The sequence below is a fragment of the Streptomyces sp. NPDC026500 genome (assembly GCF_055567635.1).
Window position 1 is genome coordinate 231,222 of sequence record NZ_JBVHQB010000011.1, and the last position, 21,504, is coordinate 252,725.

General features: G+C 70.6%; 22 protein-coding genes and 1 pseudogene. 13 read left to right on the top strand and 10 right to left on the bottom strand.

Annotated elements, in window-relative coordinates:
• Positions 1-55 precede the first annotated feature (55 nt).
• Entirely contained in the window at positions 56-628 is a 573-nt protein-coding gene (locus ACZ4N5_RS21775) for a rhodanese-like domain-containing protein (protein WP_467758706.1), read from the bottom strand.
• Between the two features lie 81 nt (positions 629-709).
• Here ACZ4N5_RS21775 and ACZ4N5_RS21780 point away from each other — a divergent pair, with 81 nt between their 5' ends.
• On the top strand, positions 710-997 hold the full coding sequence (locus ACZ4N5_RS21780) for a metal-sensitive transcriptional regulator (protein WP_467758707.1): 288 nt from the start codon (positions 710-712) through the stop codon (positions 995-997).
• 3 nt (positions 998-1,000) lie between these two features.
• Here ACZ4N5_RS21780 and ACZ4N5_RS21785 read toward each other — a convergent pair.
• Positions 1,001-1,757, bottom strand: a pseudogene (locus tag ACZ4N5_RS21785) (sulfite exporter TauE/SafE family protein).
• On the bottom strand, positions 1,754-3,265 hold the full coding sequence (locus ACZ4N5_RS21790) for a rhodanese-like domain-containing protein (protein WP_467758708.1): 1,512 nt from the start codon (positions 3,263-3,265) through the stop codon (positions 1,754-1,756). Before ACZ4N5_RS21790 ends, ACZ4N5_RS21785 begins: the two are co-directional and overlap by 4 nt.
• A 274-nt stretch (positions 3,266-3,539) precedes the next feature.
• Here ACZ4N5_RS21790 and ACZ4N5_RS21795 point away from each other — a divergent pair, with 274 nt between their 5' ends.
• The 3 genes from ACZ4N5_RS21795 (at position 3,540) to ACZ4N5_RS21805 (ending at position 6,339) form a co-directional block, all read left to right on the top strand.
• Complete coding sequence (locus tag ACZ4N5_RS21795; protein ID WP_467758709.1) at positions 3,540-4,625, top strand: S-(hydroxymethyl)mycothiol dehydrogenase; 1,086 nt, start codon at positions 3,540-3,542, stop codon at positions 4,623-4,625.
• Positions 4,622-5,254: an MBL fold metallo-hydrolase gene (locus tag ACZ4N5_RS21800; RefSeq protein WP_467758710.1), complete on the top strand. Its 633-nt coding sequence runs from the start codon at positions 4,622-4,624 to the stop codon at positions 5,252-5,254. Before ACZ4N5_RS21795 ends, ACZ4N5_RS21800 begins: the two co-directional genes overlap by 4 nt.
• A 158-nt stretch (positions 5,255-5,412) precedes the next feature.
• Positions 5,413-6,339 carry an SDR family oxidoreductase gene (locus tag ACZ4N5_RS21805; protein ID WP_467758711.1) on the top strand — a complete coding sequence of 309 codons (927 nt, stop codon included), beginning with the start codon at positions 5,413-5,415 and terminating at the stop codon, positions 6,337-6,339.
• 15 nt (positions 6,340-6,354) lie between these two features.
• On the opposite strand, the gene ACZ4N5_RS21810 is transcribed toward ACZ4N5_RS21805, so the two are convergent.
• Positions 6,355-6,885, bottom strand: a complete 531-nt coding sequence (locus ACZ4N5_RS21810; RefSeq protein ID WP_467758712.1) for a hypothetical protein — start codon at positions 6,883-6,885, stop codon at positions 6,355-6,357.
• A gap of 59 nt (positions 6,886-6,944) precedes the next feature.
• Here ACZ4N5_RS21810 and ACZ4N5_RS21815 point away from each other — a divergent pair, with 59 nt between their 5' ends.
• The 3 genes from ACZ4N5_RS21815 (at position 6,945) to ACZ4N5_RS21825 (ending at position 8,909) form a co-directional block, all read left to right on the top strand.
• The gene (locus tag ACZ4N5_RS21815; RefSeq protein ID WP_467758761.1) at positions 6,945-7,799 is read left to right on the top strand and encodes an SDR family NAD(P)-dependent oxidoreductase; all 855 of its coding nucleotides are present in this window, start codon (positions 6,945-6,947) and stop codon (positions 7,797-7,799) included.
• Positions 7,800-7,953: 154 nt separating this feature from the next.
• On the top strand, positions 7,954-8,649 hold the full coding sequence (locus ACZ4N5_RS21820) for a L,D-transpeptidase family protein (RefSeq protein ID WP_467758713.1): 696 nt from the start codon (positions 7,954-7,956) through the stop codon (positions 8,647-8,649).
• A gap of 71 nt (positions 8,650-8,720) precedes the next feature.
• Positions 8,721-8,909 (top strand): hypothetical protein, encoded by a 189-nt coding sequence (locus ACZ4N5_RS21825; protein WP_355840429.1) that lies wholly within the window; start codon positions 8,721-8,723, stop codon positions 8,907-8,909.
• A 135-nt stretch (positions 8,910-9,044) separates the two neighbouring features.
• Here the strand turns inward: ACZ4N5_RS21825 and ACZ4N5_RS21830 are convergent, their stop codons facing one another.
• Entirely contained in the window at positions 9,045-10,439 is a 1,395-nt protein-coding gene (locus tag ACZ4N5_RS21830) for a S1 family peptidase (RefSeq protein ID WP_467758714.1), read from the bottom strand.
• Positions 10,440-10,600: 161 nt separating this feature from the next.
• Here ACZ4N5_RS21830 and ACZ4N5_RS21835 point away from each other — a divergent pair, with 161 nt between their 5' ends.
• On the top strand, positions 10,601-11,374 hold the full coding sequence (locus tag ACZ4N5_RS21835; protein ID WP_467758715.1) for a type 1 glutamine amidotransferase domain-containing protein: 774 nt from the start codon (positions 10,601-10,603) through the stop codon (positions 11,372-11,374).
• Between the two features lie 106 nt (positions 11,375-11,480).
• Here the strand turns inward: ACZ4N5_RS21835 and ACZ4N5_RS21840 are convergent, their stop codons facing one another.
• Positions 11,481-12,833, bottom strand: a complete 1,353-nt coding sequence (locus ACZ4N5_RS21840) for an NAD(P)/FAD-dependent oxidoreductase (protein WP_467758716.1) — start codon at positions 12,831-12,833, stop codon at positions 11,481-11,483.
• A 240-nt stretch (positions 12,834-13,073) separates the two neighbouring features.
• Here ACZ4N5_RS21840 and ACZ4N5_RS21845 point away from each other — a divergent pair, with 240 nt between their 5' ends.
• The 4 genes from ACZ4N5_RS21845 (at position 13,074) to ACZ4N5_RS21860 (ending at position 16,521) form a co-directional block, all read left to right on the top strand.
• Entirely contained in the window at positions 13,074-13,709 is a 636-nt protein-coding gene (locus ACZ4N5_RS21845; protein ID WP_467758717.1) for an HAD family acid phosphatase, read from the top strand.
• A gap of 55 nt (positions 13,710-13,764) precedes the next feature.
• Positions 13,765-14,151: a PPOX class F420-dependent oxidoreductase gene (locus ACZ4N5_RS21850; RefSeq protein ID WP_467758718.1), complete on the top strand. Its 387-nt coding sequence runs from the start codon at positions 13,765-13,767 to the stop codon at positions 14,149-14,151.
• Between the two features lie 482 nt (positions 14,152-14,633).
• A complete protein-coding gene (locus ACZ4N5_RS21855; RefSeq protein ID WP_467758719.1) occupies positions 14,634-15,617 on the top strand; it encodes a pectate lyase family protein in 984 nt (327 codons plus the stop codon).
• Positions 15,618-15,702: 85 nt separating this feature from the next.
• Positions 15,703-16,521 (top strand): pectate lyase, encoded by an 819-nt coding sequence (locus ACZ4N5_RS21860; protein WP_467758720.1) that lies wholly within the window; start codon positions 15,703-15,705, stop codon positions 16,519-16,521.
• A gap of 149 nt (positions 16,522-16,670) precedes the next feature.
• On the opposite strand, the gene ACZ4N5_RS21865 is transcribed toward ACZ4N5_RS21860, so the two are convergent.
• The gene (locus ACZ4N5_RS21865) at positions 16,671-17,054 is read right to left on the bottom strand and encodes a Zn-ribbon domain-containing OB-fold protein (protein ID WP_467758762.1); all 384 of its coding nucleotides are present in this window, start codon (positions 17,052-17,054) and stop codon (positions 16,671-16,673) included.
• 175 nt (positions 17,055-17,229) lie between these two features.
• The gene (locus ACZ4N5_RS21870) at positions 17,230-17,916 is read right to left on the bottom strand and encodes a TetR family transcriptional regulator (protein ID WP_467758763.1); all 687 of its coding nucleotides are present in this window, start codon (positions 17,914-17,916) and stop codon (positions 17,230-17,232) included.
• A gap of 714 nt (positions 17,917-18,630) precedes the next feature.
• On the opposite strand from ACZ4N5_RS21870, the gene ACZ4N5_RS21875 reads away from it, so the two are divergent.
• Positions 18,631-19,557, top strand: a complete 927-nt coding sequence (locus tag ACZ4N5_RS21875) for a hypothetical protein (RefSeq protein WP_467758721.1) — start codon at positions 18,631-18,633, stop codon at positions 19,555-19,557.
• 402 nt (positions 19,558-19,959) lie between these two features.
• On the opposite strand, the gene ACZ4N5_RS21880 is transcribed toward ACZ4N5_RS21875, so the two are convergent.
• Together ACZ4N5_RS21880 and ACZ4N5_RS21885 are read right to left on the bottom strand one after the other, a co-directional pair.
• On the bottom strand, positions 19,960-20,319 hold the full coding sequence (locus ACZ4N5_RS21880; RefSeq protein ID WP_467758722.1) for a luciferase domain-containing protein: 360 nt from the start codon (positions 20,317-20,319) through the stop codon (positions 19,960-19,962).
• Positions 20,320-20,528: 209 nt separating this feature from the next.
• Positions 20,529-21,209, bottom strand: coding sequence for a DUF6445 family protein (locus ACZ4N5_RS21885; protein ID WP_467758723.1), 681 nt, complete (start codon positions 21,207-21,209; stop codon positions 20,529-20,531).
• Between the last annotated feature and the right edge of the window lie 295 nt (positions 21,210-21,504).

Consider the following 21,504-nt stretch of genomic DNA (forward strand, 5'->3'; position numbering starts at 1 on the left):
GGCTACGTCGGCGACACGCCCGGACCGATCCCAACTGCCCCGAGTCCGCGCGGACTCAGGACACGCGCTCCCCAAGTGCCGCCAGGGTGGCGTCGAGGTCCGCCGGGCGGGGCCGGTTGTGCGGGAGCCTGGCGAGCAGCGCGGCCATCCCGCAGGTGTCGGCGAGCGCCGAGAAGACCAGGCCGCCCGCCACACCGGCGGAGAGCAACTGCCAGGCGGGGTGCAGGAGTCCGAGGCCGAGGCCAGCGAGGACGACGGTGCCGGCGGTGAACCGGACCTGGCGTTCCATGGACCAGCCCGCCCGCGTGGAGCCTGCCGGGCGGTGCAGTTCATGTCCGCCCTCCGCCCAGGCGCTGGTGCCCCCGGTGAGGGTGGCCGCCGGCACACCGTGCTCGGCCAGCAGGGCGCAGGCGTTCGCCGAGCGGGCGCCGGAGGCGCAGACCACGAGCAGCTCGGGCCGGGCGTCCCCGAGCACGGACAGCACCCGGTGGAGTCGGTCCAGCGGGATGTTGAGGGCACCCGGCAGATGGCCGGAGGCGTATTCGCCGGGGGTGCGCACGTCGATGACGGTCAGCTCGGCGAGACGGCCGCGGGCCTGGTCGACGTCGAGGGAGAGGGGGGTGTTCATGGGGAGTGTCATCCTTGCTCTTCGGGGGTGCCCCGCGGGGCGGAGTACGATACCCCTAGGGGTATGGCTTAAGGAGTGTTCGTGGAACTGGAACTCGCGGGTGCCGAGCTGAAGTCCGTGCTGAACCGGCTGCGCCGGGCGCAGGGGCAGATCGCCGGAGTGATCCGGATGATCGAGGAGGGACGCGACTGCGAGGAAGTGGTCACCCAGCTCGCCGCGGCCTCCCGCGCCCTGGACCGGGCCGGTTTCGCGATCATCGCCACCGGGCTCCAGCAGTGTCTGACCAGCGTCGAGAACGGCGCGAAGAACGGTGAGACCACGGAGCAGATGCGGGCCCGTCTGGAGAAGCTCTTCCTGTCGCTGGCCTGAGCCTCACAGCACGACGTCCAGGAGCATCAGCGCGGCCACGGCCAGCAGGGCCCAGGCGAAGATCCGCTGCAGCGTGCCGCCGGACACCCGGGCCGCGAGACGCTTCCCGTCCCACGCGCCGAGGACGGCCGCCCCGGCGAACGGCGCCACCACAGCCCAGTCGAGGCTCTGTGCCGTTCCCGCGCGGGCGAGCAGCGCGGCGAGGGAGTTCGCCGTGATCACCAGCAGGCTGGTGCCGACGGCGGCCCGCATCCGCAGACCCACGACGTTCACCAGGGCCGGTACGGCGAGGAAGCCGCCGCCCACGCCCAGGACCCCGGTCACCGCACCGAGCCCCGCGCCCGGCTATCCGGCCGGTCCGCGCGGGCACGGCACCCGGCTCACCGGCAGCCGGCCGGAGCATCCGGACCGCCGCGAGGCCGGCGATCAGCGAGAACGCGCCGGTCAGGACGGCGGCAGGCAGTTGCCCGGAGACCGCCCCGCCCAGTGCCGCGGGGATCAGCCCCGCCGCCGCGAACAGTGCGCCGGCACGCCGGCGGACGGTGCCCTCCCGGGCGTGCGCCGACAGCGCGGTCGCCGAGGTGACGGTGACGATGACCAGGCTCGCGGTGGTGGCCGCCGAGGGAGTGAAGCCCAGCAGATAGATCAGGGCAGGCACGGTCAGCACGCTGCCGCCCACCGCCCACCGCCCACCGCCCAGCGCCCCGAGCGCGAGCCCGGTCACGGCTCCGGCGACGAGAGCGAGGATCAGGACGCTCACGCCGCGGGGCCGTCGAACGCACGTGCGGCCGCGCCGAGCACGGCCGGGCCGTCGGCGGGGGCTCCAGCCCGTCCGTCCGGTTCGCGCGCCCCCACGATGGCCGCACCGGCCCCGGGGCCCGTGGGCGCCTGGACCCCGGCCGGCGCGATCCGCGCCATGGGCAGCCCGGACGTGCCCGCGGCGGCGAAGGAGTCGTCGACGGCCACGACCTCACGGCCCGCCGCGTCGAGCAGCGAGGCGGCGATGGCGGCCCGCATGCCTCCCGCGCAGTGCACCCAGACGGTCCCGGCGGGTATCTCCCCGAGCCGGTCGCGCACCTGGTGGACGGGGATGTGCACCGATCCCGCGATATGGCCCCCGGCGCGCTCGGAGTCGCGCCGGACGTCCAGGATCACGGTCCGGCCCAGGACGGCGTACGCCTCGGCGAGTTCGGCGAAGCCGGCGCGCCGGAAGGTGCGCGGCCGTTCCCCCTCACGCACCCAGTCGGCCGGTGACCCGATCGCGGCCGCGGCCGGCCGGTCCACGCCGACCTGCACCAACTCCCGCTGCGCATGGGCGAGTTGTTCCGGAGACTCGGCGAGCAGGGTGACCGGCTTGCCCCAGGGCAGCAGCCAGGCCAGATAGACGGCGAGCTGACCGTCCGCCTCGAAGTTGACCGCCCCGGCGACATGGCCCGCGGCGAACGCGAGCCGGCTGCGCAGGTCCACGACCCACTCGCCGGCCGCGAGCCGCGCGGCGATCTCCGTGGCGTCCGCGAGCGCGGGCGGGGTCAGGTCGACGGAAGCCGGGCCCGCCGCGTTGGCGGGGCCCATGTGCGCGTAGTACGCGGGTACGTCGTCGAGCCCGGCGAGGAGGTCCGCGACGAACGCGTCGACTTCCTTGACCAGGGCCTCGTTGCTGTCGCGCTCACGCCCGATCGTCGTCGCGTCGCCGTCGGCGGTTCCGGCGGAACAGAAACTGCCGAAGCCGTGGGTGGGCAGGACGGCGGTGTCGTCGGGCAGTTCCGCGACGAGCCGGTGCGCCGACGCGTGCTGCGCGCGGGCGAGCTCCCCGGTCAGCCGCGGCTCCACCAGATCGGGCCTGCCGACCGTGCCGATGAGCAGGGAGCCGCCGGTGAAGGCCGCGAGGGCGCGCCCGCTCTCCTGAAGGACGTACGAGGTGTGGTGCGGGGTGTGTCCGGGGGTGGCCAGCGCGCGCAGCGTCAGCCCGGCGTCCACCTCGACCGTGTCCCCGTCGGCCACCGGCACCCGCTCGAACGCGACCCGGGCGCCGGCCGGGACCAGGTAGGCGGCCCCGGTGAGCCGGGCCAGTTCCAGGCCGCCGCTCACATAGTCGTTGTGCAGGTGCGTCTCGACGACATACGCGATCCGCACGCCCCGCCGGGCCGCCGCCGTGATCACCCGCTCGATGTCCCTGGGCGGATCGACGGCGACAGCGGTACGCGGGCCGCCGGCCAGATAGCTCCGGTTGCCCAGGCCCGCCACCTCGATGGTGTCGACGAAGAACACGGCAGCACTCCTCTCCTGCGCGAAGCCCCAGGGCTTCACGGCTTTACGGGAAATTACCCCCGGGGGTATATCTCCACGGTAGCAGAGGTACCCCCGGGGGTATCTGAGAGGCGCTGGGTCTTCGGCGCGGGTGGGTCGCGGGCGTCTGCAGCGGGCGCGGGCGGCCGTTCGCCGTACCGGGAGCGGGGCCGCCGCTGGCCACCTGGCCTTCTACCGGCCGGTCACACCGTAGGGTCGGTTGACGGAACGTCGACCTAGGGAAGGGCTCACTCACATGGCGCAGGAAGTGCGGGGCGTGATCGCACCGGGCAAGAACGAGCCGGTGCGCGTCGAGACCATCGTCGTGCCCGATCCGGGGCCGGGCGAGGCCGTTGTGAAGATCCAGGCCTGCGGGGTCTGCCACACGGACCTGCACTACAAGCAGGGCGGTATCAACGACGACTTCCCGTTCCTGCTCGGTCACGAGGCGGCCGGAATCGTGGAGTCGGTCGGCGCCGGTGTCACGGACGTGGCGCCCGGCGACTTCGTCATCCTCAACTGGCGTGCGGTGTGCGGACAGTGCCGTGCCTGTCTGCGCGGGCGCCCCTGGTACTGCTTCAACACCCACAACGCCAAGCAGAAGATGACGCTGGTGGACGGCACCGAGCTGTCCCCGGCCCTCGGGATCGGCGCCTTCGCCGAGAAGACGCTGGTCGCGGCCGGACAGTGCACCAAGGTCGACCCCTCGGTCTCCCCGGCGGTCGCCGGACTGCTCGGCTGCGGTGTGATGGCAGGCATCGGGGCCGCCATCAACACGGGCAACGTCGGCCGGGGCGACACCGTCGCGGTGATCGGCTGCGGCGGCGTCGGCGACGCGGCGATCGCCGGCTCGCGGCTCGCGGGCGCGGCGAAGATCATCGCCGTGGACATCGACGACCGCAAGCTCACCACGGCCGAGAAGCTCGGCGCGACGCACACCGTCAACTCCCGTGAGACCGACCCCGTCGAGGCGATCCGCGAACTCACCGGCGGCTTCGGCGCCGACGTCGTCATCGAGGCCGTGGGCCGCCCGGAGACGTACCGACAGGCCTTCTACGCCCGCGACCTCGCCGGCACGGTCGTCCTCGTCGGCGTGCCCACCCCCGACATGAAGCTCGAACTCCCGCTGATCGACGTCTTCGGACGCGGCGGCGCCCTCAAGTCCTCCTGGTACGGCGACTGTCTGCCCTCCCGCGACTTCCCGATGCTGATCGACCTGCACCTCCAAGGGCGCCTGGACCTCGGCGCGTTCGTCAGCGAGACGATCACCCTGGACGACGTGGAACCGGCCTTCGAGCGGATGCACCAGGGCGACGTGCTGCGCTCGGTGGTGATCCTGTGACGAGCACCCGCATCGAACACCTCGTCACCTCGGGCACGTTCTCGCTGGACGGCGGCACCTGGGACGTCGACAACAACGTGTGGATCGTGGGAAACGATCACGAGGCGATCGTGATCGACGCCGCTCACGACGCCGACGCCATCGCCGAAGCGGTGGGGGACCGGCGCCTGCGGGCGATCGTGTGCACGCACGCCCACAACGACCACATCGACGCCGCCCCCGCCCTGGCGGAGCGCACCGGCGCCACCATCTGGCTCCACCCCGACGACCTGCCGCTGTGGAAGTTCACCCACCCGGACCGCCTGCCCGACGCCTGGCTCCAGGACGGCCAGGTGATCGAGGCGGCGGGCGCGGACCTGACCGTCCTGCACACCCCGGGCCACGCCCCGGGCGCTGTCTGCCTCTACGACCCGGGCCTCGGCACCCTCTTCTCCGGCGACACCCTGTTCCAGGGCGGCCCGGGGGCGACCGGCCGGTCCTACTCCCACTTCCCGACGATCATCGAGTCGATCCGCGACCGGCTGCTCTCCCTGCCGGCCGACACGGTCGTCCGTACGGGACACGGCGACTCGACCACGATCGGCGAGGAGGCTCCACACCTGGAGGAGTGGATCGCACGCGGCCACTGACGCCGCCCGGCCCTGCCGGGAGGTCCTCGGCCGCCGTGCCGCGACACGGCTGAAACGGCACACAGATACCTGACAGAAGATGTCCGGCTTCCGGGAGACGCTCGTAGGGAGACACGGGTGACAGCAGCCCGTGGACGCTACGCGCGCGGAGGTCGGACATGTCAGGGCCGTCGGAAGGCACACTGCGGGACAGGGTCGCCCTGGTGGCGGGCGCGACCCGGGGCGCGGGCCGCGGAATCGCCGTGGAACTGGGCGCGGCCGGCGCCACCGTCTACGTGACCGGGCGCAGCACACGTGAACGGCGCTCGGAGTACGACCGTCCGGAGACCATCGAGGACACCGCGGACCTGGTCACCGAGGCGGGCGGGCGGGGTATCGCGGTCCCCACGGACCACCTCGTGCCGTCCGAGGTGGCCGCGCTCGTCGCCCGGATCGCGGACGAGCAGGGCCGCCTGGACATCCTGGTCAACGACATCTGGGGCGCCGAGAAGCTCTTCGAGTGGGACGCCCCCGTCTGGGAGCACGACCTCGACAACGGACTCAGGATGCTCCGGCTCACCGTGGAGACCCACGCGATCACCAGCCACCACGCGTTGCCGCTGCTGCTGCGCCGTCCCGGCGGCCTGGTCGTCGAGATGACCGACGGCACCGCGGAGTACAACCGGGACACCTACCGGGTCTCGTTCTTCTACGACATCGCCAAGACGGCCGTGCTGCGCATGGCGTTCGCCCTCGGACACGAACTGGGCCCGCGCGGCGCCACCGCCGTGGCCCTCACCCCCGGCTGGCTGCGCTCGGAGATGATGCTCGAAGCCTTCGGCGTGACCGAGGAGAACTGGCGCGACGCCGAGCAACGCGTCCCGCACTTCGGAATCTCCGAGACGCCCTCCTACGTGGGACGCGCGGTCGCCGCACTGGCCGCCGACCCCGAACTCGCGCGCTGGAACGGGAAATCCCTCTCCAGCGGACAGCTCGCCCAGGTGTACGGCTTCACCGACCGCGACGGCAGCCGTCCGGACTGCTGGCGGTACATGGTCGAAGTGCAGGACAAGGGGAAACCGGCGAACGCGACGGGGTACCGCTGAGCGGATCGGCCCGGATCAGGCAGGCGCGTACGGCTGCCAACGCGCCGAGTGGCCCGGAGGCAGAGCCAGGTCGTCGCGGACCGCCGTGTAGTACGCCTCTCGCGCGGCGCGCTGCTGTTCGAGCAGGTCCTGCCAGGCGTCCTGGCCGCGCACCCGCTCGTTCGGGAAGCTCTCCATCCGTATCGTCATGAGGGCCCACTCGCGGGCCTTCTCCACCACCGCCGGGGTGCCCAGCATGAGCAGCGCCTCCCAGGCCGGATCCCGTGCGTCGAGCGCCGCCGCCATGAGTGGAGCCGCCTCCTCCGGCGAGAGCGGATGCGGGTGGGGGTCGTCGCCGAGATGGGCGGCGACGCGGTACGTCAACGTGATCGTCTTCTTCAGGCACCGCGCGTAGTCGGAGTAGACCGCGAGTCGCCGCTCCTCCCAGCGGGCCGCCTGCTCGCGGCCGAAGCGGGCCCGGTCGCCCCGCACGATCGCCAGATACGAACCGAGGGCACCGATGACCACGCCGATCAGCGCCGGGAGTTGCTGCAGGAAGGCGGACATGGGCGCACGGTATCTGTCGTCGCGACGATCACGGCAGTACCTTCCCTGCCATGAATGCGATCACTGCGCTGAGGCGTTTCGAGGGATATGGGGTTCTGATCACGGGTGCGGCGCGCGGTATCGGCGCGGCGACCGCCCGCCGCCTCGCCGAGGAAGGCGCTCAAGTCCTCGTCACCGACGTGGACTCGGCGGAGGCGGAGAGGACGGCCGCCGCGCTGCGCGAACTCGGCGCGCGGGCCGAGGCGTTCACCTGCGACGTGGGGGAGCGGGCACAGGTCGAGGCCGCGGTGGCGTACGCCGTGGACTCCTTCGGTTCGCTCGACGTCCTGGTCAACAACGCCTTCCGGTGCAGCCCCGACGCCCTGCTCTTCGAGGACGAGAGCGACGAGGTGTGGGCCGGTGACCTGGACATCACCCTGACCGGTGCCTACCGCTGCGCCCGCGCCGCGCTCCCGCACCTGGTCGCCTCCGGCCGCGGGTCCATCGTCACCATCGGCTCCGTCAACGGCATCCAGGATTTCGGCAACCACGCCTACAGTGCGGCCAAGGCGGGACTGATGTCGCTCACCCGCACCCTGGCCGGCCACGCGGCCGCCCGGGGTGTCCGCGTCAACCTGGTGGCGCCGGGAACCGTCCGCACCAAGGCCTGGGAGGGCCGCGAGGACGATCTCGCCATCGCGGCCGGGCTGTATCCGCTGGGCCGGGTCGGTGAACCGGAGGACATCGCCGCCGCCGTCGCCTTCCTCGCCTCCCGCGACGCGTCCTGGATCACCGGTACGACCCTGTGCGTCGACGGCGGCCTGACGGGCGTGAACACCGCGTTCCGGCAGGCGGTCAGGCTGCACGGTGGCGACGGTGAGGGTGACGCCGAGAGCGGGAGCGAGGGTGCCCGGACGCGCGGCTCCGCGCAGTGACGCTCGACGGGGTCCAACACCCGGTCCGGGTCCGCGTCGACGTACCGGCGAGGAATGTCACTGTTTCGTCCCGGCCTCGCCGGCCGTACAACGCAATACCCTCAAGCACGGTCTAGTAGGCAGACAGAAGACGGACACGAAAGGAAGGCCCGCCATGGGGGACATACGCAGACGAGGAGCCGTCGCGCTCGGGCTCACCGGACTGGTCGCACCGCTCACCCTCGCACTGGGCTCGACGCCCGCGCAGGCCGCGAGCTGCACGACGGCCACCGGCCCGAACCAGAAGCAGGTGGAGAAGTTCCTCGGGCGGCCCGTCGACGGCCGGCAGTCCGCCGCCGACTGCAAGGCGATCCAGGCCTTCCAGACCAAGCACGGCATCACCCCGAACATCGGGTACGCGGGCCCCGTCACCTGGGGCGTGATGGATCTCATGAACAAGCAGAAGGCCGTGGGCAACAACCCCAACCGGGACGGCAAGTGCCCGGTGAACAAGGGCCGTATCGCCTGCGTCAACCTCACGCTCCAGCTCAGCTGGATCCAGGACGGCAGCCGGCTGGTCTACGGGCCGGTCCCGGTCCGCACGGGCCGGGACGGTTACGAGACCCGCACCGGCCTCAAGAAGATCTACTGGCGTGACATCGACCACGTCTCCAGCATCTACAACGTGTCCATGCCGTACAGCCAGTTCTTCGACGGCGGTCAGGCCTTCCACTCGGTGGGGCTCAGCATGTGGAACCCGCCCGGCTCGCACGGCTGCGTCAACATGACCCCGACCACGGCCAAGAAGTACTGGTCGCTGCTCAAGAACGGCGACGACGTCGCCGTGTACGGCCGCAAGCCCGGCACCTGAGTGACGAGCTTCACGGTCCGTTATGTCGCCTGATGAGCCTTTACTCACATCATCTTCACGTCAAGGACCGTATGCTTCACGCCATGTGCACCACTCTTGACAACGACACTCAGCGCTCCGCTGCCGAAGTCAACGAGGAGATCCGGGCCCTCTGGTTCCGGGCGGGTGGGACGCTGAGCATGGAAGAGCGGCGCGAGTACCAGCGCCTCGTCCTCGAATGGGCGGAAGCCGCCCCGTCGTCGGCGACGCGGGCCGCCTGACCTTCCGCGTCCGGCCGGGCTCCCCGATCCAGGGGAGCCACCGCCTCGGACCTCGGCACCGCCCCCCGGCGGCTCGGCTCCAACTCCGGTCACCCGGACTCGACTCCGAGCCGCTCAGCCCCAACTCCGAGCCGCTCAGCCCCAACTCTGCGAATACTGCCGCCGATAGGCCTTGCGGTCCTGCTCGGTACGGATGAAGCGGGTCGCCACCAGCGCGATGATGCTTCCCCCGATGACCAGCAGGCCGGGGCCGACGTTCTGCGGGTCGGTGAGTTCGGTCACGAACGTCTGGGCCGTCCCCGTACTGCCCACCGCCTCCACCGCACCCGGTGCCGCCGCACCCGGCGCTCCTCCCTGCGACGCCATGGCCGAAGCCGACGTGGAGGGCGCGAGGGAGGGCTGGGCCGCACCACCGGCGGAGCCCTGTGGAGGCTGGCCCGCGAGCGTCACTCCCAGCGCAGTCAGCGCCTTGGTGACCGGCTGGAAGAACGTCGTACCGCCGCTCTTGCAGTCCCCGTTGCCGCCCGAGGTCACCCCCAGCGCGATGCCTTCGGAGAACAACGGGCCACCGCTGTCGCCCGGTTCGGCGCACACCGTGGTCTCGACCAGCCCGGTGACCGTGCCCTCCGGGTAGTTGACCGTCGCGTTGAGCGCGGTCACCTTGCCGTCGTGCAGCCCGCTGGTGCTGCCGCTGCGGAAGACCCGCTGGCCCACGGTCGGATCGGCGGCGCCGGTGATCCGTACGCCGTTGCCGCCGCCGATGGCGACGACGTTGCTCCCGGGCGACGTCTGCTGCCCGCTGTCGTACTGGATCAGTGAGAAGTCACTGCCGGGGAACGCCGTGGTGACCGTGCGGCCCACCTGCTGGCGACCCGTGTTGTCGGAGAACCAGACCGATCCGGCGGGGCCGCAGTGCCCGGCCGTGAGGATGAACTCGCTCTGCCCGTTGGTCACATTGAACCCCGCCGAGCAGCGCCCGCCGGTCGAGAAGATCGCCTGTGCGCCGTTCACCCGCGTGGTGAACGTGCCCTGCGTCCGCTGCATCTTCACCGAGTCGCCGATGCCGTGGGCCAGCGTCTTCATGGTCGACCATTCGGTGGCGGAGACCGTGCTGTCGGCCTGCACCACCACCTCGTTCTTCGTGTAGTCCACGGCCCAGGCCGTGCCCGGTACCCGGGGCGCCGAACTCAGCGTCTGCGCCGCGGCCTTGAGGTCCTGCATGCTGTGCGTGACGACCTTCGGGCGAGCACCCGCCCGCTTCACCGCGTCCGCCGCGTCCGCGTCGGTGACCGCGACCACGGGACGCCCGTCGGCGGCGATCCAGTTGCCGGCGGTCCGCGAGGTGCCCAGCTGGGACACGAGCCCGGCACCCGTCTTCGCCGCGGTCTGCGCCGAACTCGCCGTGGTACGCGACGCGTCGGACGGTTCGCTCGCCATGGCGCGCGTCACCATGAACCCTCCGCAGAGCAGCCCGCCGACGGCTGCGAGGCGCGCCCCCCGTCGGACGATCCGTCGTCGTGCGTGCCTCATGCATGGGCTCCCGAAGCCGTACGGAGCGGCGTCACCAACGCCGAGGGTCCCGGTCGAGGACCCTCCACTCATACGTGCGCCCACGCCCGCGTGTTCACCACCGACGGGAGGTCTCGTAGAGGTGGCCGGTTCGTGTCGGAACGGGCTGACATGATGAGCGCATGCGTGTGCTGATCCCGCTCCCCGACCACGACTTCGACGTCACCGAAGTCGCCGTTCCCTGGCGGATGTTGACACAAGAGGGCCACGACGTCGTTTTCGCCACCGAGCGCGCCGGCACTCGGCCGGAGGCGGACCCGCGGCTGCTGACGGGCGTCCTGTTCGGACAGCTCGGCGCGGAACCGGAACCCCGCCGTTTCTACGGGGAATTGACCGAGTCCGCCGAGTTCCGGGCCACCGTCTCCTGGGCCGATCTGGTCGTGGAGGACTTCGACGGGCTGCTGCTCCCGGGCGGACACGCGCCGGGCATGCGGCAATACCTCGGATCAGTGCCGCTGCAACGGCAGATCGCCCGGTTCTGGGCCCTGCGGCGGCCCGTCGGCGCGATCTGTCACGGCGTCCTCGTCCTGGCCCGTGCCCAGGACCCCGCAACCGGCCGCAGTGTCCTGGCCGACCGCCGTACGACCTGTCTGCCGAAGTACATGGAACGGACGGCGTACTTCACCACGGCCTGGCGTCTCGGGCGCTACTACCGCACCTACCCCGCCTACGTCGAGGACGAGGTCAGGGCGGCTCTCACCGAGCCGGGCGGGACGTTCGAACGCGGTCCGCGCACGCTCACCCGGCGCGGCACCGCCACCGACGACACCCATGCCTTCGTCGTCCAGGACGGCCACTACCTCTCCGCCCGCTGGCCCGGGGACGCCCATCTGTTCGGCCGCCGCTATCTCGACCTGCTGCGGGGCACACCCGCCCGCGAGGGCGGCGCGACCTGATGGGGCCGGGCCGCACCCGAGCGCGAGCCCGGGTCCGAGCGGCGGCACCCATGTGCGGGCCCGAGCGGCAGCACATACGTGCGGCCCCGAGTCCGAGCGGCCGTACCTAAGCGCGGGCGCGGGTCCGGGCGATCACCTCGTCCCGCGTCAGATACACATCCGTACGCTCGAAGTCCCGCAGGGTTCCCTTGCGGTCCGCGAGGAAGCCGGTGCGGACGAAGTCGTCGCCCGCGACCGCGTTGAGCAGCCAGTTGGCGCTCGTACGGAACCGGGCGGCACCCGTGCGCAGCGCGTACAGGTGGTATCCGCGGGCCACGACCTGCGCGGGCGCGCCCTTGAGGCCGATGCCGAGCGGTTTGGACACGGCGTCGTGGCCGCCGAGGTCGACGACCAGGCCGAGGTCCCGGTGCCGGTACGGATAGGTGGGCTCCCCGCGCAGTCTCGCCGCCAGGACCTTGGCGGCGTGCCGGCCCTGCCGGGCCGCGTGCTGGGCGGTCGGCGGGCAGGGGGAGCCGTCGTCCTTGGCCAGGTCGGGCACCGCCGCCGCGTCACCCAGCGCGAACACCCCGTCGAGCCCCGGCACCCTGAAGTCGGGCTCGGTGACGATCCGCCCGCGCACGGTCTCGGCGCCCAGTGAGTCGACCAGGGGGCTGGCCGCGACGCCGGCGGTCCACACCAATGTCCGCGAGGGCAGCACCCGTCCGTCGGTGAGGGTGACCTCGTCCCTGGTGACGGAGGCCACGGATGTGCCCAGCGAGATCTGCACGCCGCGGTCGCTCAGCATCCGCAGCGCGCTCAGGCCCAGCTTGTCGCCCAGTTCGGGCAGCAGTTTCGGGGCGACGTCGACCAGGTGCCACTTGATGAGGCCGGGGTCGATGCGGGGGTGGTAGCGCTTGGCCGCCGCGGTGGTCAGGCGCTGCAGACAGGCAGCCGTCTCGGTGCCCGCGTATCCGCCGCCGACCACCACGAACTGAAGCCGTGCCGCCTGCTCGTCGTCGTCCGACGTGGCCGCCGCCAGGTCGAGTTGGGCGATCACGTGGTCGCGCAGATACACGGCCTGGGCGAGCGTCTTCATACCGCGTGCCTCGTCCGCGAGGCCGGGGATGTCGAAGGTGCGGGTCACGCTCCCCGGAGTGAGGAGCAGATAGTCGTAGCGCAGGTCGACGAGGTCCCCGGTGATCTTGCGGACGACGCAGACCTTGGCCCCGGGATCGACACCGATCACCCCGCCCGGCACCAGTGCGGTGCGACGCAGGATCCGGCGCAGCGAGGGTGCCACCGACTGGGGAGTGACGACACCGGCGGCGACATGCGGCAGCAGCGGCAGATACAACTGGTAGTCGGTGGGGCTGATCAGGGTGATCCGGCCCTCGCCGGGGGTGAGTGTCCGTTCGAGACCCCGGGCGGCCTCGACTCCGGCGAAACCCGCGCCGACGATGACGATGTTCGGTCCTTGCATCCGAGCAGCCTCTTTCCACTGGTGCCAGCCGCGATCTTTAGGCTCACACGGGTCCCGGACGGCTGCCACCGCACCGCGGGCAACCCGGGTCGCACGAAGCACGATCTCTACCGATCGGTAACTACCTCTTCCCCCTCCGTACACGCGCTGCCAGGATCATGTCTGCCGCGGCGACGGTCCCAGGCACCGTCGCCGTCGCGATGTGTGGACTCGACCAACAGATGTGAATAGGGGACAGGCATGACAGGACGTGGTGTGGGACGCCGGATAGGCGTTGTGTCGGCGGTCGTGGCGCTGGGGATCGGAGGGACGGTCACCGCGGCCGGGTCCGCCGCCGCGGCCCCGGTCCAGGCGGTGGCGAGCACGTCCGCGACGGCCGGCGTCGATTACGCCACCTGGCAGAGTGATGTCCAGGCCGTCATCGACCAGGCGGTGCCGTACGTCGGGCAGCGCACCGCGAACGCCGGCGGCCAGAAGCTCGCGGTCGTCTTCGACATCGACAACACCACGCTGGAGACGGACTTCCACCCCTGGTACGAGCTGCCCACCCCGGCGGTCAAGGCGTCGCTGGCGCTGGCCCGGTACGCGCACTCCCGCGGTGTCGCCGTCTTCTTCGTGACCGCTCGCCCGGGCATCATCGCCAGTGAGACGAAGTGGAACCTGAAGAGCGTCGGCTATCCGGTCGACGGGCTCTACGTGCGTGACCTGCCGGACCTCTTCGACGAGGTCGGCGCCTACAAGACCGGCAAGCGCGAAGAGATCGAGTCCCTCGGCTACACGATCATCGCCAACGTCGGCAACAACACCACCGACCTGGTCGGCGGCCACGCCGAGCGCACGTTCAAGCTGCCGGACTACGACGGTCAGCTGTCCTGACCCGGACGGCTCGGGCGCCGCGTGGTTCGCGGACGGGTCCGCCTACACTGCGGCCATGGACGAGGCCTCGCTGGACGCACTGGGATCGGGCAAGTACCTGCTGATCACCAGCTATCGCAAGAACGGTACGGGGGTGGCCACGCCGGTGTGGGTGGTGCCGGACGGTACGGCGCTCGGCGCCTGGACCGTCGCGGACAGCTGGAAGGTGAAGCGCATCCGTAACCGGGCCGACGTCATGGTCGGCCCGTGCGACGTGCGCGGCAGGCCGACAGGGGAGCCGGTCCCCGCCACGGCCGAGATCGTCGACGCGGAGCAGACCGCCCGCTACCGCAAGCTCATCGCCCGCAAGTACGGGGTGATGGGCCGTCTCACCCTGTTCGGCAGCCGGCTGCGCCGCGGCGAGAGCGGCACGGTGGGCATCCGCATCACCCTCTCTTCGTGACGTCGTATCGCCGGCGCACCAGCTCTCTGTGACGTCTCTCTGTGACGTCGTGACTGCGTGAGTTCCGCGGTCGTACGGGGGTCCCGCGCTTCGGGACCCCCGTACGACCGCTTTCGGCTTTCCGGGGCGGGCCGCAGGACAGGCCGCGGTGCCCCGAGGGGCAGGCCGCGGCGCGCACAAGGGCAGACCGGTCCGGTTCGTCGGGGTGCGGGTATCCACCTGGTTCGTGAGTTGGCCGGATGTGTTCTGCGGGAAGCGTTGACTGGAAAGCGCTTACCGCTTACGTTCCCGTTCAGCAGCGTGACCCGTGTGTGACATCTCGTATACGAGACATCAGATCTCCGAGCCGCACCACCTGGGCAAGTCGCCGTCTCCCGCCCGCGTTCAGTTCGTGCATGTCGTGCCGCACGCCATGCGTCGTTCAGATACAGGGATGTAGTCCGTGTATCTGGCCAACGTCAACTCTGAAGGGACACCCCCGCATGCGTACTCGCCCCCCACTGAAACGCTCCCGCTCCCGCCCAGCCCTGCTGACAGCCGGGGCCGCCACCCTGGCGGTCACCACGGCGCTCGTCCTGCCGCAGTCGGCCTTGGCGGCCGAGACCACGCCGGTCGGCTTCGGCGCCGGGACCACCGGCGGTGGCAGCGCGACCGCCGTCACCGTCACGACGCTCGCCGCGTTCAAGACCGCCGTCACCGGTGACACGGCCAAGGTCGTGAAGGTCAGCGGTCTGATCTCACTCAGCGGCCAGGTCGACGTCGGCTCCAACACCACTGTCCTGGGCGTCGGTTCGGCATCCGGGTTCACCGGCGGCGGACTGCGCCTGAAGAAGGTCACCAACGTCGTCGTCCGCAACCTGAACATCAGCAAGCCGGTCGCCCCCGCCGACGGCATCACCGTCCAGGCCTCGACGAAGGTGTGGATCGACCACAACGCCTTCTCGTCCGACCTCGACCACGGCAAGGACTACTACGACGGCCTGGTCGACATCACCCACGCCTCCGACTACGTCACCCTCTCCTGGAACACCTTCAAGGACCACTACAAGGGCTCGCTCGTCGGCCACAGCGACAGCAACGCCAGTGAGGACACGGGGCACTTGCGGGTGACGTACCACCACAACTGGTTCAACAACGTCAACTCCCGCATCCCCAGCCTGCGTTTCGGCACCGGGCACTTCTACGACAACTACGTCGTCGGCGCCGACACCGCCGTGCACTCCCGCATGGGCGCCCAGATGCTCGTCGAGAACAACGTCTTCCGGAGCACGGCCGTCGCCGTCACCACGAACCGCGACAGCGACGTGGACGGCTACGCCAACCTCACCGGCAACGACCTCGGTGGAGCCGCCACCGAGATCTCGCAGGTCGGCACGTTCACGAAGCCGCCCTACAGCTATACCGCCGAGCCGGCCTCGACCGTCGTCGCCTCGGTGACGTCGGGCGCGGGCACCGGAAAGCTCTGACCTCCGCCGTCGGGCATCCCCACCCGGCCACCCCTGCCCGGCCATCCTTACCCGACCACCCCCACCTGGAAGAAGGCATCGGGACATGACGTCATCAGCACGCCCACGCCCACGCCCACGCGCCCGACGGCGCGCCCTCACCGGCGCCCTCACCGCGCTCGGTCTCTCGGCCGCCATGGTGATGGCCGACGGCGCCCTGACACCGGCGAGCGCCGCCACCTGGCCCACCGCGACCGGCAGTCAGGCCGTCTCCTCCACCATCTCGGTCTCCGGTACCAAGGACTACGGGATGAAGCGGCTCTACGGCACCGGCGACCTGGGCTCGGGCAGCCAGGACGAGGACCAGGGGCCGATCCTGGAACTGGCGGCGGGAACCGTCCTGAAGAACGTCATCATCGGCGCGCCCGCCGCCGACGGCATTCACTGCCTGGGCAGTTGCACACTGCAGAACGTCTGGTGGGAGGACGTCGGCGAGGACGCGGCGACATTCCTCGGCTCCTCGTCGTCCAACGTCTACACCGTCAGCGGCGGTGGCGCGAAGGAGGCCAGTGACAAGGTGTTCCAGTTCAACGGCGCCGGAACGCTGAACGTGTCGAACTTCGCGGTGCAGACCTTCGGTACGTTCGTCCGGTCCTGCGGCAACTGCAAGACGCAGTACAAGAGGACGATCAATCTCAACACCATCGAAGCGACCTACAAGGGAAGCAGGCTCGTCGGCATCAACACCAACTACGGCGACAGCGCGACCCTCAAATCCATCAAGATCGTCGGGGACGGCAGCAAGAAGATCGTCCCCTGCCAGAAGTACATCGGGAACAACACCGGGGCGGAGCCGACGACGAACGGCAGCGGCCCCGACAGCACCTACTGCAAGTACGCGACGTCCGACATCACCTACGGCTGACGGTCGTCGCCCGGCGGCTGAACGGACCGGTCCCGCATGCCGGTTCGTTCAGCCGCGCACGGCTGTCCGTTTCCCGGCACGTCGGCATTCGGCCTGCCGTCGCGTGGCCCGGGCGGACGGCGGCGCGTGGTGCGGACCGTCCGCCGTGCTCAGTTCCAGCCGCCGTAAGGGCCGTCGACGAGCTGGAACACGGGCTGCCGGCGTACCGGGTCCTGGGCGGTGGAGAGCTGGACCCGGTCGCCGCTGTGGATGGTGGCGGGCGATCCCATGACCCGGCCCCGGACCGTGAACCCCTCCGCCATCTCGATGAGGGAGACGTTGCGGGCCGCCGGGGTGTTGCGGTGGATCACCGTGGAGTGGCGCACGACGCCCGTGCCTGCGCTCGCCTCGGTCCGCAGGTCGCTGCCCGCGCACACGGGGCAGAGGAGGCGGTTGAACATGGCGGTGGCGCACCAGTGGCACCGCTGGAAGAGCAGGACGTCCCCGGTGTGCTCCGCTGAACCGTGGTCGAGCACGTCCGTCACGGGGTCGATGCCCGGGTGAAGAGCGATTCCTGGGTGGTACACGATGCCATCTCCCTGCGCTCAGCCGGAATCCGATGTGCGCGGATCGCCGTGCACGATCACAGGTTATGGCACTGAGTGTCACCAGTAAAGGCACTGCGTACCCTCAAATTTGGAGGAGGGGCGCGAACGGCTCGGCTCCCGCTCAGTCCCGCGCGAAGGCCGACTCGATCTCCTGGACCACGCGCCACATGGGTGCTCCGCGCCGCGAGACGACGATCACCACGTCCTCCGGCTCCTCCGGCTTTTCCGGCTCCTTGTGCGCCGGTTCGCCGGGCGCGGAGCCGAATGTGCTCTGCACGTACCCGAGCGCTCGGTCGACCGCCACTTCGGCATCCCCCGTGCCGTCCGAACGCAGCCAGGAGCGCAGGGCGTTGTTGTGCGCGGCGACCACCGCCGCGGCCACGACATCGGCGCGAAGCGTGTCCGCGCGGGTCCCGGCGGAGCGCCCGCGCAGATACTCGGCGAGGGCACGCTCGTAGCGCCAGACGACCGACAGTTCGTACGCGCGCAGGCCCGGGACCCTCTTCGTGAGGCGGTAACGCTGGACCGAGAACGTCGGGTTCTCGGCGTACATGCGCAGGACTAGCCGGGCGGCGTCGCAGACGCGCTGCACCGGGTCGTCCATGTCGGCCTCCTCGCTCAGGAACGCCGTCATGTCGGCCAGGCAGCGCTCGTGGTCGGGGAAGACCACGTCGTCCTTGGAGGGGAAGTAGCGGAAGAACGAACGGCGGCCGACGCCGGCGAGCGCCACGATGTCGTCGACCGTGGTCTCCTCGTAGCCGCGCTCCAGGAAGAGCTGGAAGGCGGCTCCCACCAGGGCGTCCCGCATCGGTGGTTTGACGGTGGTCGCGTCGGCGGGCTCGCGGCGGCCCGGTGCCTCGTTCATGGTCGGAAACTAGCATCGAAGCCGAGGGGGTGGCACTCGGTGCGCTCCGAGCAGGGAACTGAGTTCCCTGACCGATTCCGAGATCACAGCCCGCGCCGATCTGCCTTGGCCGGGACGCCCGCGCCGATCTGCCTTGGCCGGGACGCCCGCGCCGATCTGCCTTGGCCGGGACGCCCGCGCCGAGTGCCGCGTTCGAGATATGCCCGCGCCGAGCTGCGCTCGCGAAGTGCTCGCGCCGAGCTTCGTTCGCGACGCGCCCACGCCGCGCCGAGCCGCCTCCCGTAGTGCCCGCGCCGCGCCGAGCCGCCCTCATGAAGCGCCCGCGCCGAGTCGCGTTCGTCGAATCTGTCTCGAAGGTCATTCGGTCTGCTGCGTGCTGCCTGTCCGCTGGCCTGTGACGCCCGTCGTCTCCCGCCGGGCCGGCCGCCTCGGAGTGCGTGATTCCTTATGTGGCTGATTCGTGTTCACTCGTGAAGTCCCGGCGTATGAAGCGAAGTTGACAGTCCGTAGGCAGTGATCGAATATGTGGTCGAGCTGTGGCCCACATGACCAAGGGGTCCAGCGTGCTTCGACCACCTATCCCCGGGACGGCCCCAGGCTGCCGAGTGCTGCCCCGCTGCCGTCGACCGGGTCTCGCATCATCAGGATGGGATCCGCATGTCCAAAGCGAGACGTGTCACCCTTCGCTGCCTGCTGGGGACGGGCGCGGCGGCGTTCGCTCTCTGCGCGGTCACCACGACCGCGTCGGCGACCGACAAGCCAGGCGGTGACGGCTGGGACAAGACCGGCAGCGGTTTCTCCCCCGGGCAGGGAGCCGGTACGGCGACCGCGACCGACCGCTGCCAGTTCTCCCTGGACGGTACGCACTTCTACGACTCCGTCCGGGTCGACGACGAGAACCTGAAGCCGACCGACGACGGCAAGGTCCACATCAAGGTGCGCGCCGCGGACGACGCGGGCAACTGCACCGCCTCGCTGGCCGCGTACCGCACGCACGGCGACACCTTCAAGACCTCAGGAGTCCAGGTCTTCCACGACTTCGACACGGTCTCGGTGAAGCCGGGGGCCACGGACTCCCTCGACATCTCGGTGCCCGACGCCGGCTGCTTCGCGCAGATCGACCTGTACCGCGGCGCCGTCAAGTTCGACGGCAAGGGTGACGCCCAGGACGGTTTCGAGCACGGTGACCTGCCGGCGGGGCCGGACCACGCGGTCATCAAGGACAAGCTCATCATGGCCTGGAACGGCGGCAAGAAGGACTGCACCGCGCAGCCGACCACCCCCGAGACCCCGCCGGCCTCGACGGCGCCCGCGCAGACGCCGGGTGCTCCGGTCTCCTCCTCGCCCGCGACTCCGGCGACGCCCTCGGCTCCCGAGACGTCCGCCGCCCCGTCCGCCCCCGAGTCGGCCACGCCGGCCGCCCCCACGCCGAACGGCGGCGGGTCGACCCCGTCCGGCGGTCTCGCCGAGACCGGTGGTGGCAACACCCTGCCGATCGCGGGCGCGGCCGTGACCGTCCTCGCGGCCGGTGCCGCGATCACCGTCGCCACCCGCCGTCGGCGCGCGACGGGCACGCGCTCCTGACGCACCGGGTCATCGCCGCCCCGATGACCCGGTGAAGAGCCCCGGTACTCGTTTCCCGCGCGAGTGCCGGGGCTCGTCCGTGTCCCTCGGGCTGTCCCGTAATCCCCGGCGGGCGCGCGACGACAGCTACGGCACTTCCCCAAGCTCTTCGAGCAGTGGGGACCTCCACGCCGCGTTGTCGGATCGCCCGAATACGCCCAGTGTGAGGACGGCCCTCCGCCTTGCGACGCACCGCATCTGACGCCGCGCGCTGATCCACCGGGGATTGCGGGACAGCCCTTTGCCGGCCCTCCCGGGGTGACAGCCCCGGTTGCCGGGTCCGGCCGACAACGCGAGGAGCGTTCGGCCGCGACGGTGCTCGACAGGACTGCCACGGTTCTCGGCGGAGCTCGACCTGGGCGGTCAGCGGTCGTTGCAACTCGCCGACAAGGTGTCGTCGCCCGCCATGTGCCCGTTCAGATGGGCCTGCAGGGCGACGCTCACCAGGGTCAGCAGGAGGTCGATGTCCGAGTCGACTTCGAGATGGATGGTCACCCAGCGGGAGCCGGGCACCATGCGGATGGCCGTGGAGGTCTTGAGGTGGTCCTCGAAGCGCCGGATCGCCCGGTCCGTGAGGTGCAAGTCGACATCGTGGTCCGAATGGAAGTGGACGATCTCGCACCGCGCCGCGCACAGCGCGCGTCCCGTGCCGCAACTCGGCGGGGACTCCGCGAGGTCGGGCCAGTTGGCCAGTCGCGTCATGGCTCTGGAGGCCAAGGTCATGCGCCCATCATGACGAGCACACCTCCCGGCCACCAGGACTTCGGGGAGATGTAATCCCTCCGCAGTCTGGGAATGTCCGGTTTTCGCTGCGAAATCGAAGCCTGTCTTCATCTGTCCGCTTTCCGGCCCGGGGCAAAGGAGAGCGGCCCCGGACTCCATGGTCCGGGGCCGCGATCGACGCTGGGAGCAGGCCTGGCGGCCGGTCCGGATCACGCCATCCAGAAGAAGACGGCGGTCATCCGTTTGTCCTCCATGGTGGTCCCGCAGTAGTCGGTGGCGCTGTGCATCAGGTTGGCGTTGTAGAGGAGCAGCCGGTTGAAGCGGTGCGGGACTCGGATGTCCTCGACGAAGGAGTCCGGCGGTACGAAGCGTGTACCGAGGGCCTCGACCAGGTTGTTGTGGGGTGCGACGACGACGTTGCCGCCCAGCCGGCCGCCGGGCAGGCTCTGCCGGAAGAAGCTCGTTCCGCAGCCCTTGGGGACGTTCGGGTTCAGATAGAGCACCGCGGCGTAACGGCACAGGGCGCGGGAGTCCGTGTGGGGGCGGGGTTCGCCCTCGTCCTTGCCGACGACCTGGACGCAGTTGTGGTTGAGCGTGGCGCCCGACGGAGTCGCCTGCTGCCAGAGCTTCTGCGCACCGGTGGCCTTCTTCACCAGTCGCTCTACGCGCGTCAATTCGTCCGGTTCCAGTCCGGGCATCGTCCGCAGCCCCGGCCAGCTCTCCGAGGTGTACGGATGGCCTTTGACCCAGTCGTCCTTGCCGACGCACCGGGCCCGTACGGCATCCGCGTCGGGCAGTACGTCGTCGAAGACCCAGTAGTCCCGGTCACGGGTGGGCTTCCGATAAGGGAGGACCGGCAGCGCCGGTGTTCCAGGGGGTTGTGGGGGCATGCGGCCGACCTTATAGACGCGTCCGTCAGCGATCTCCAGGGATTTGGTCAACCTTCCGCCAACTCGGCTTCATGGATTGTCCATGGTGAGCGGGTGCCCCGCCTCCGCAAAGACTCACGCGCGGTCTCCGGCTCTCAACGTGACCTGAGTTCAACCGCGTTCGCCGGCTGCCAACGTGACCTGAGCTCACCCGAGTTCGCCCGCGGGCCCGAGTCGCGGCGGTGATCGGCCCGGCCCGGCGGTGATCATCGAGGTGCGTCGGCGCGCTGAACGTCGGGGCCCGCAGCCCCGTATC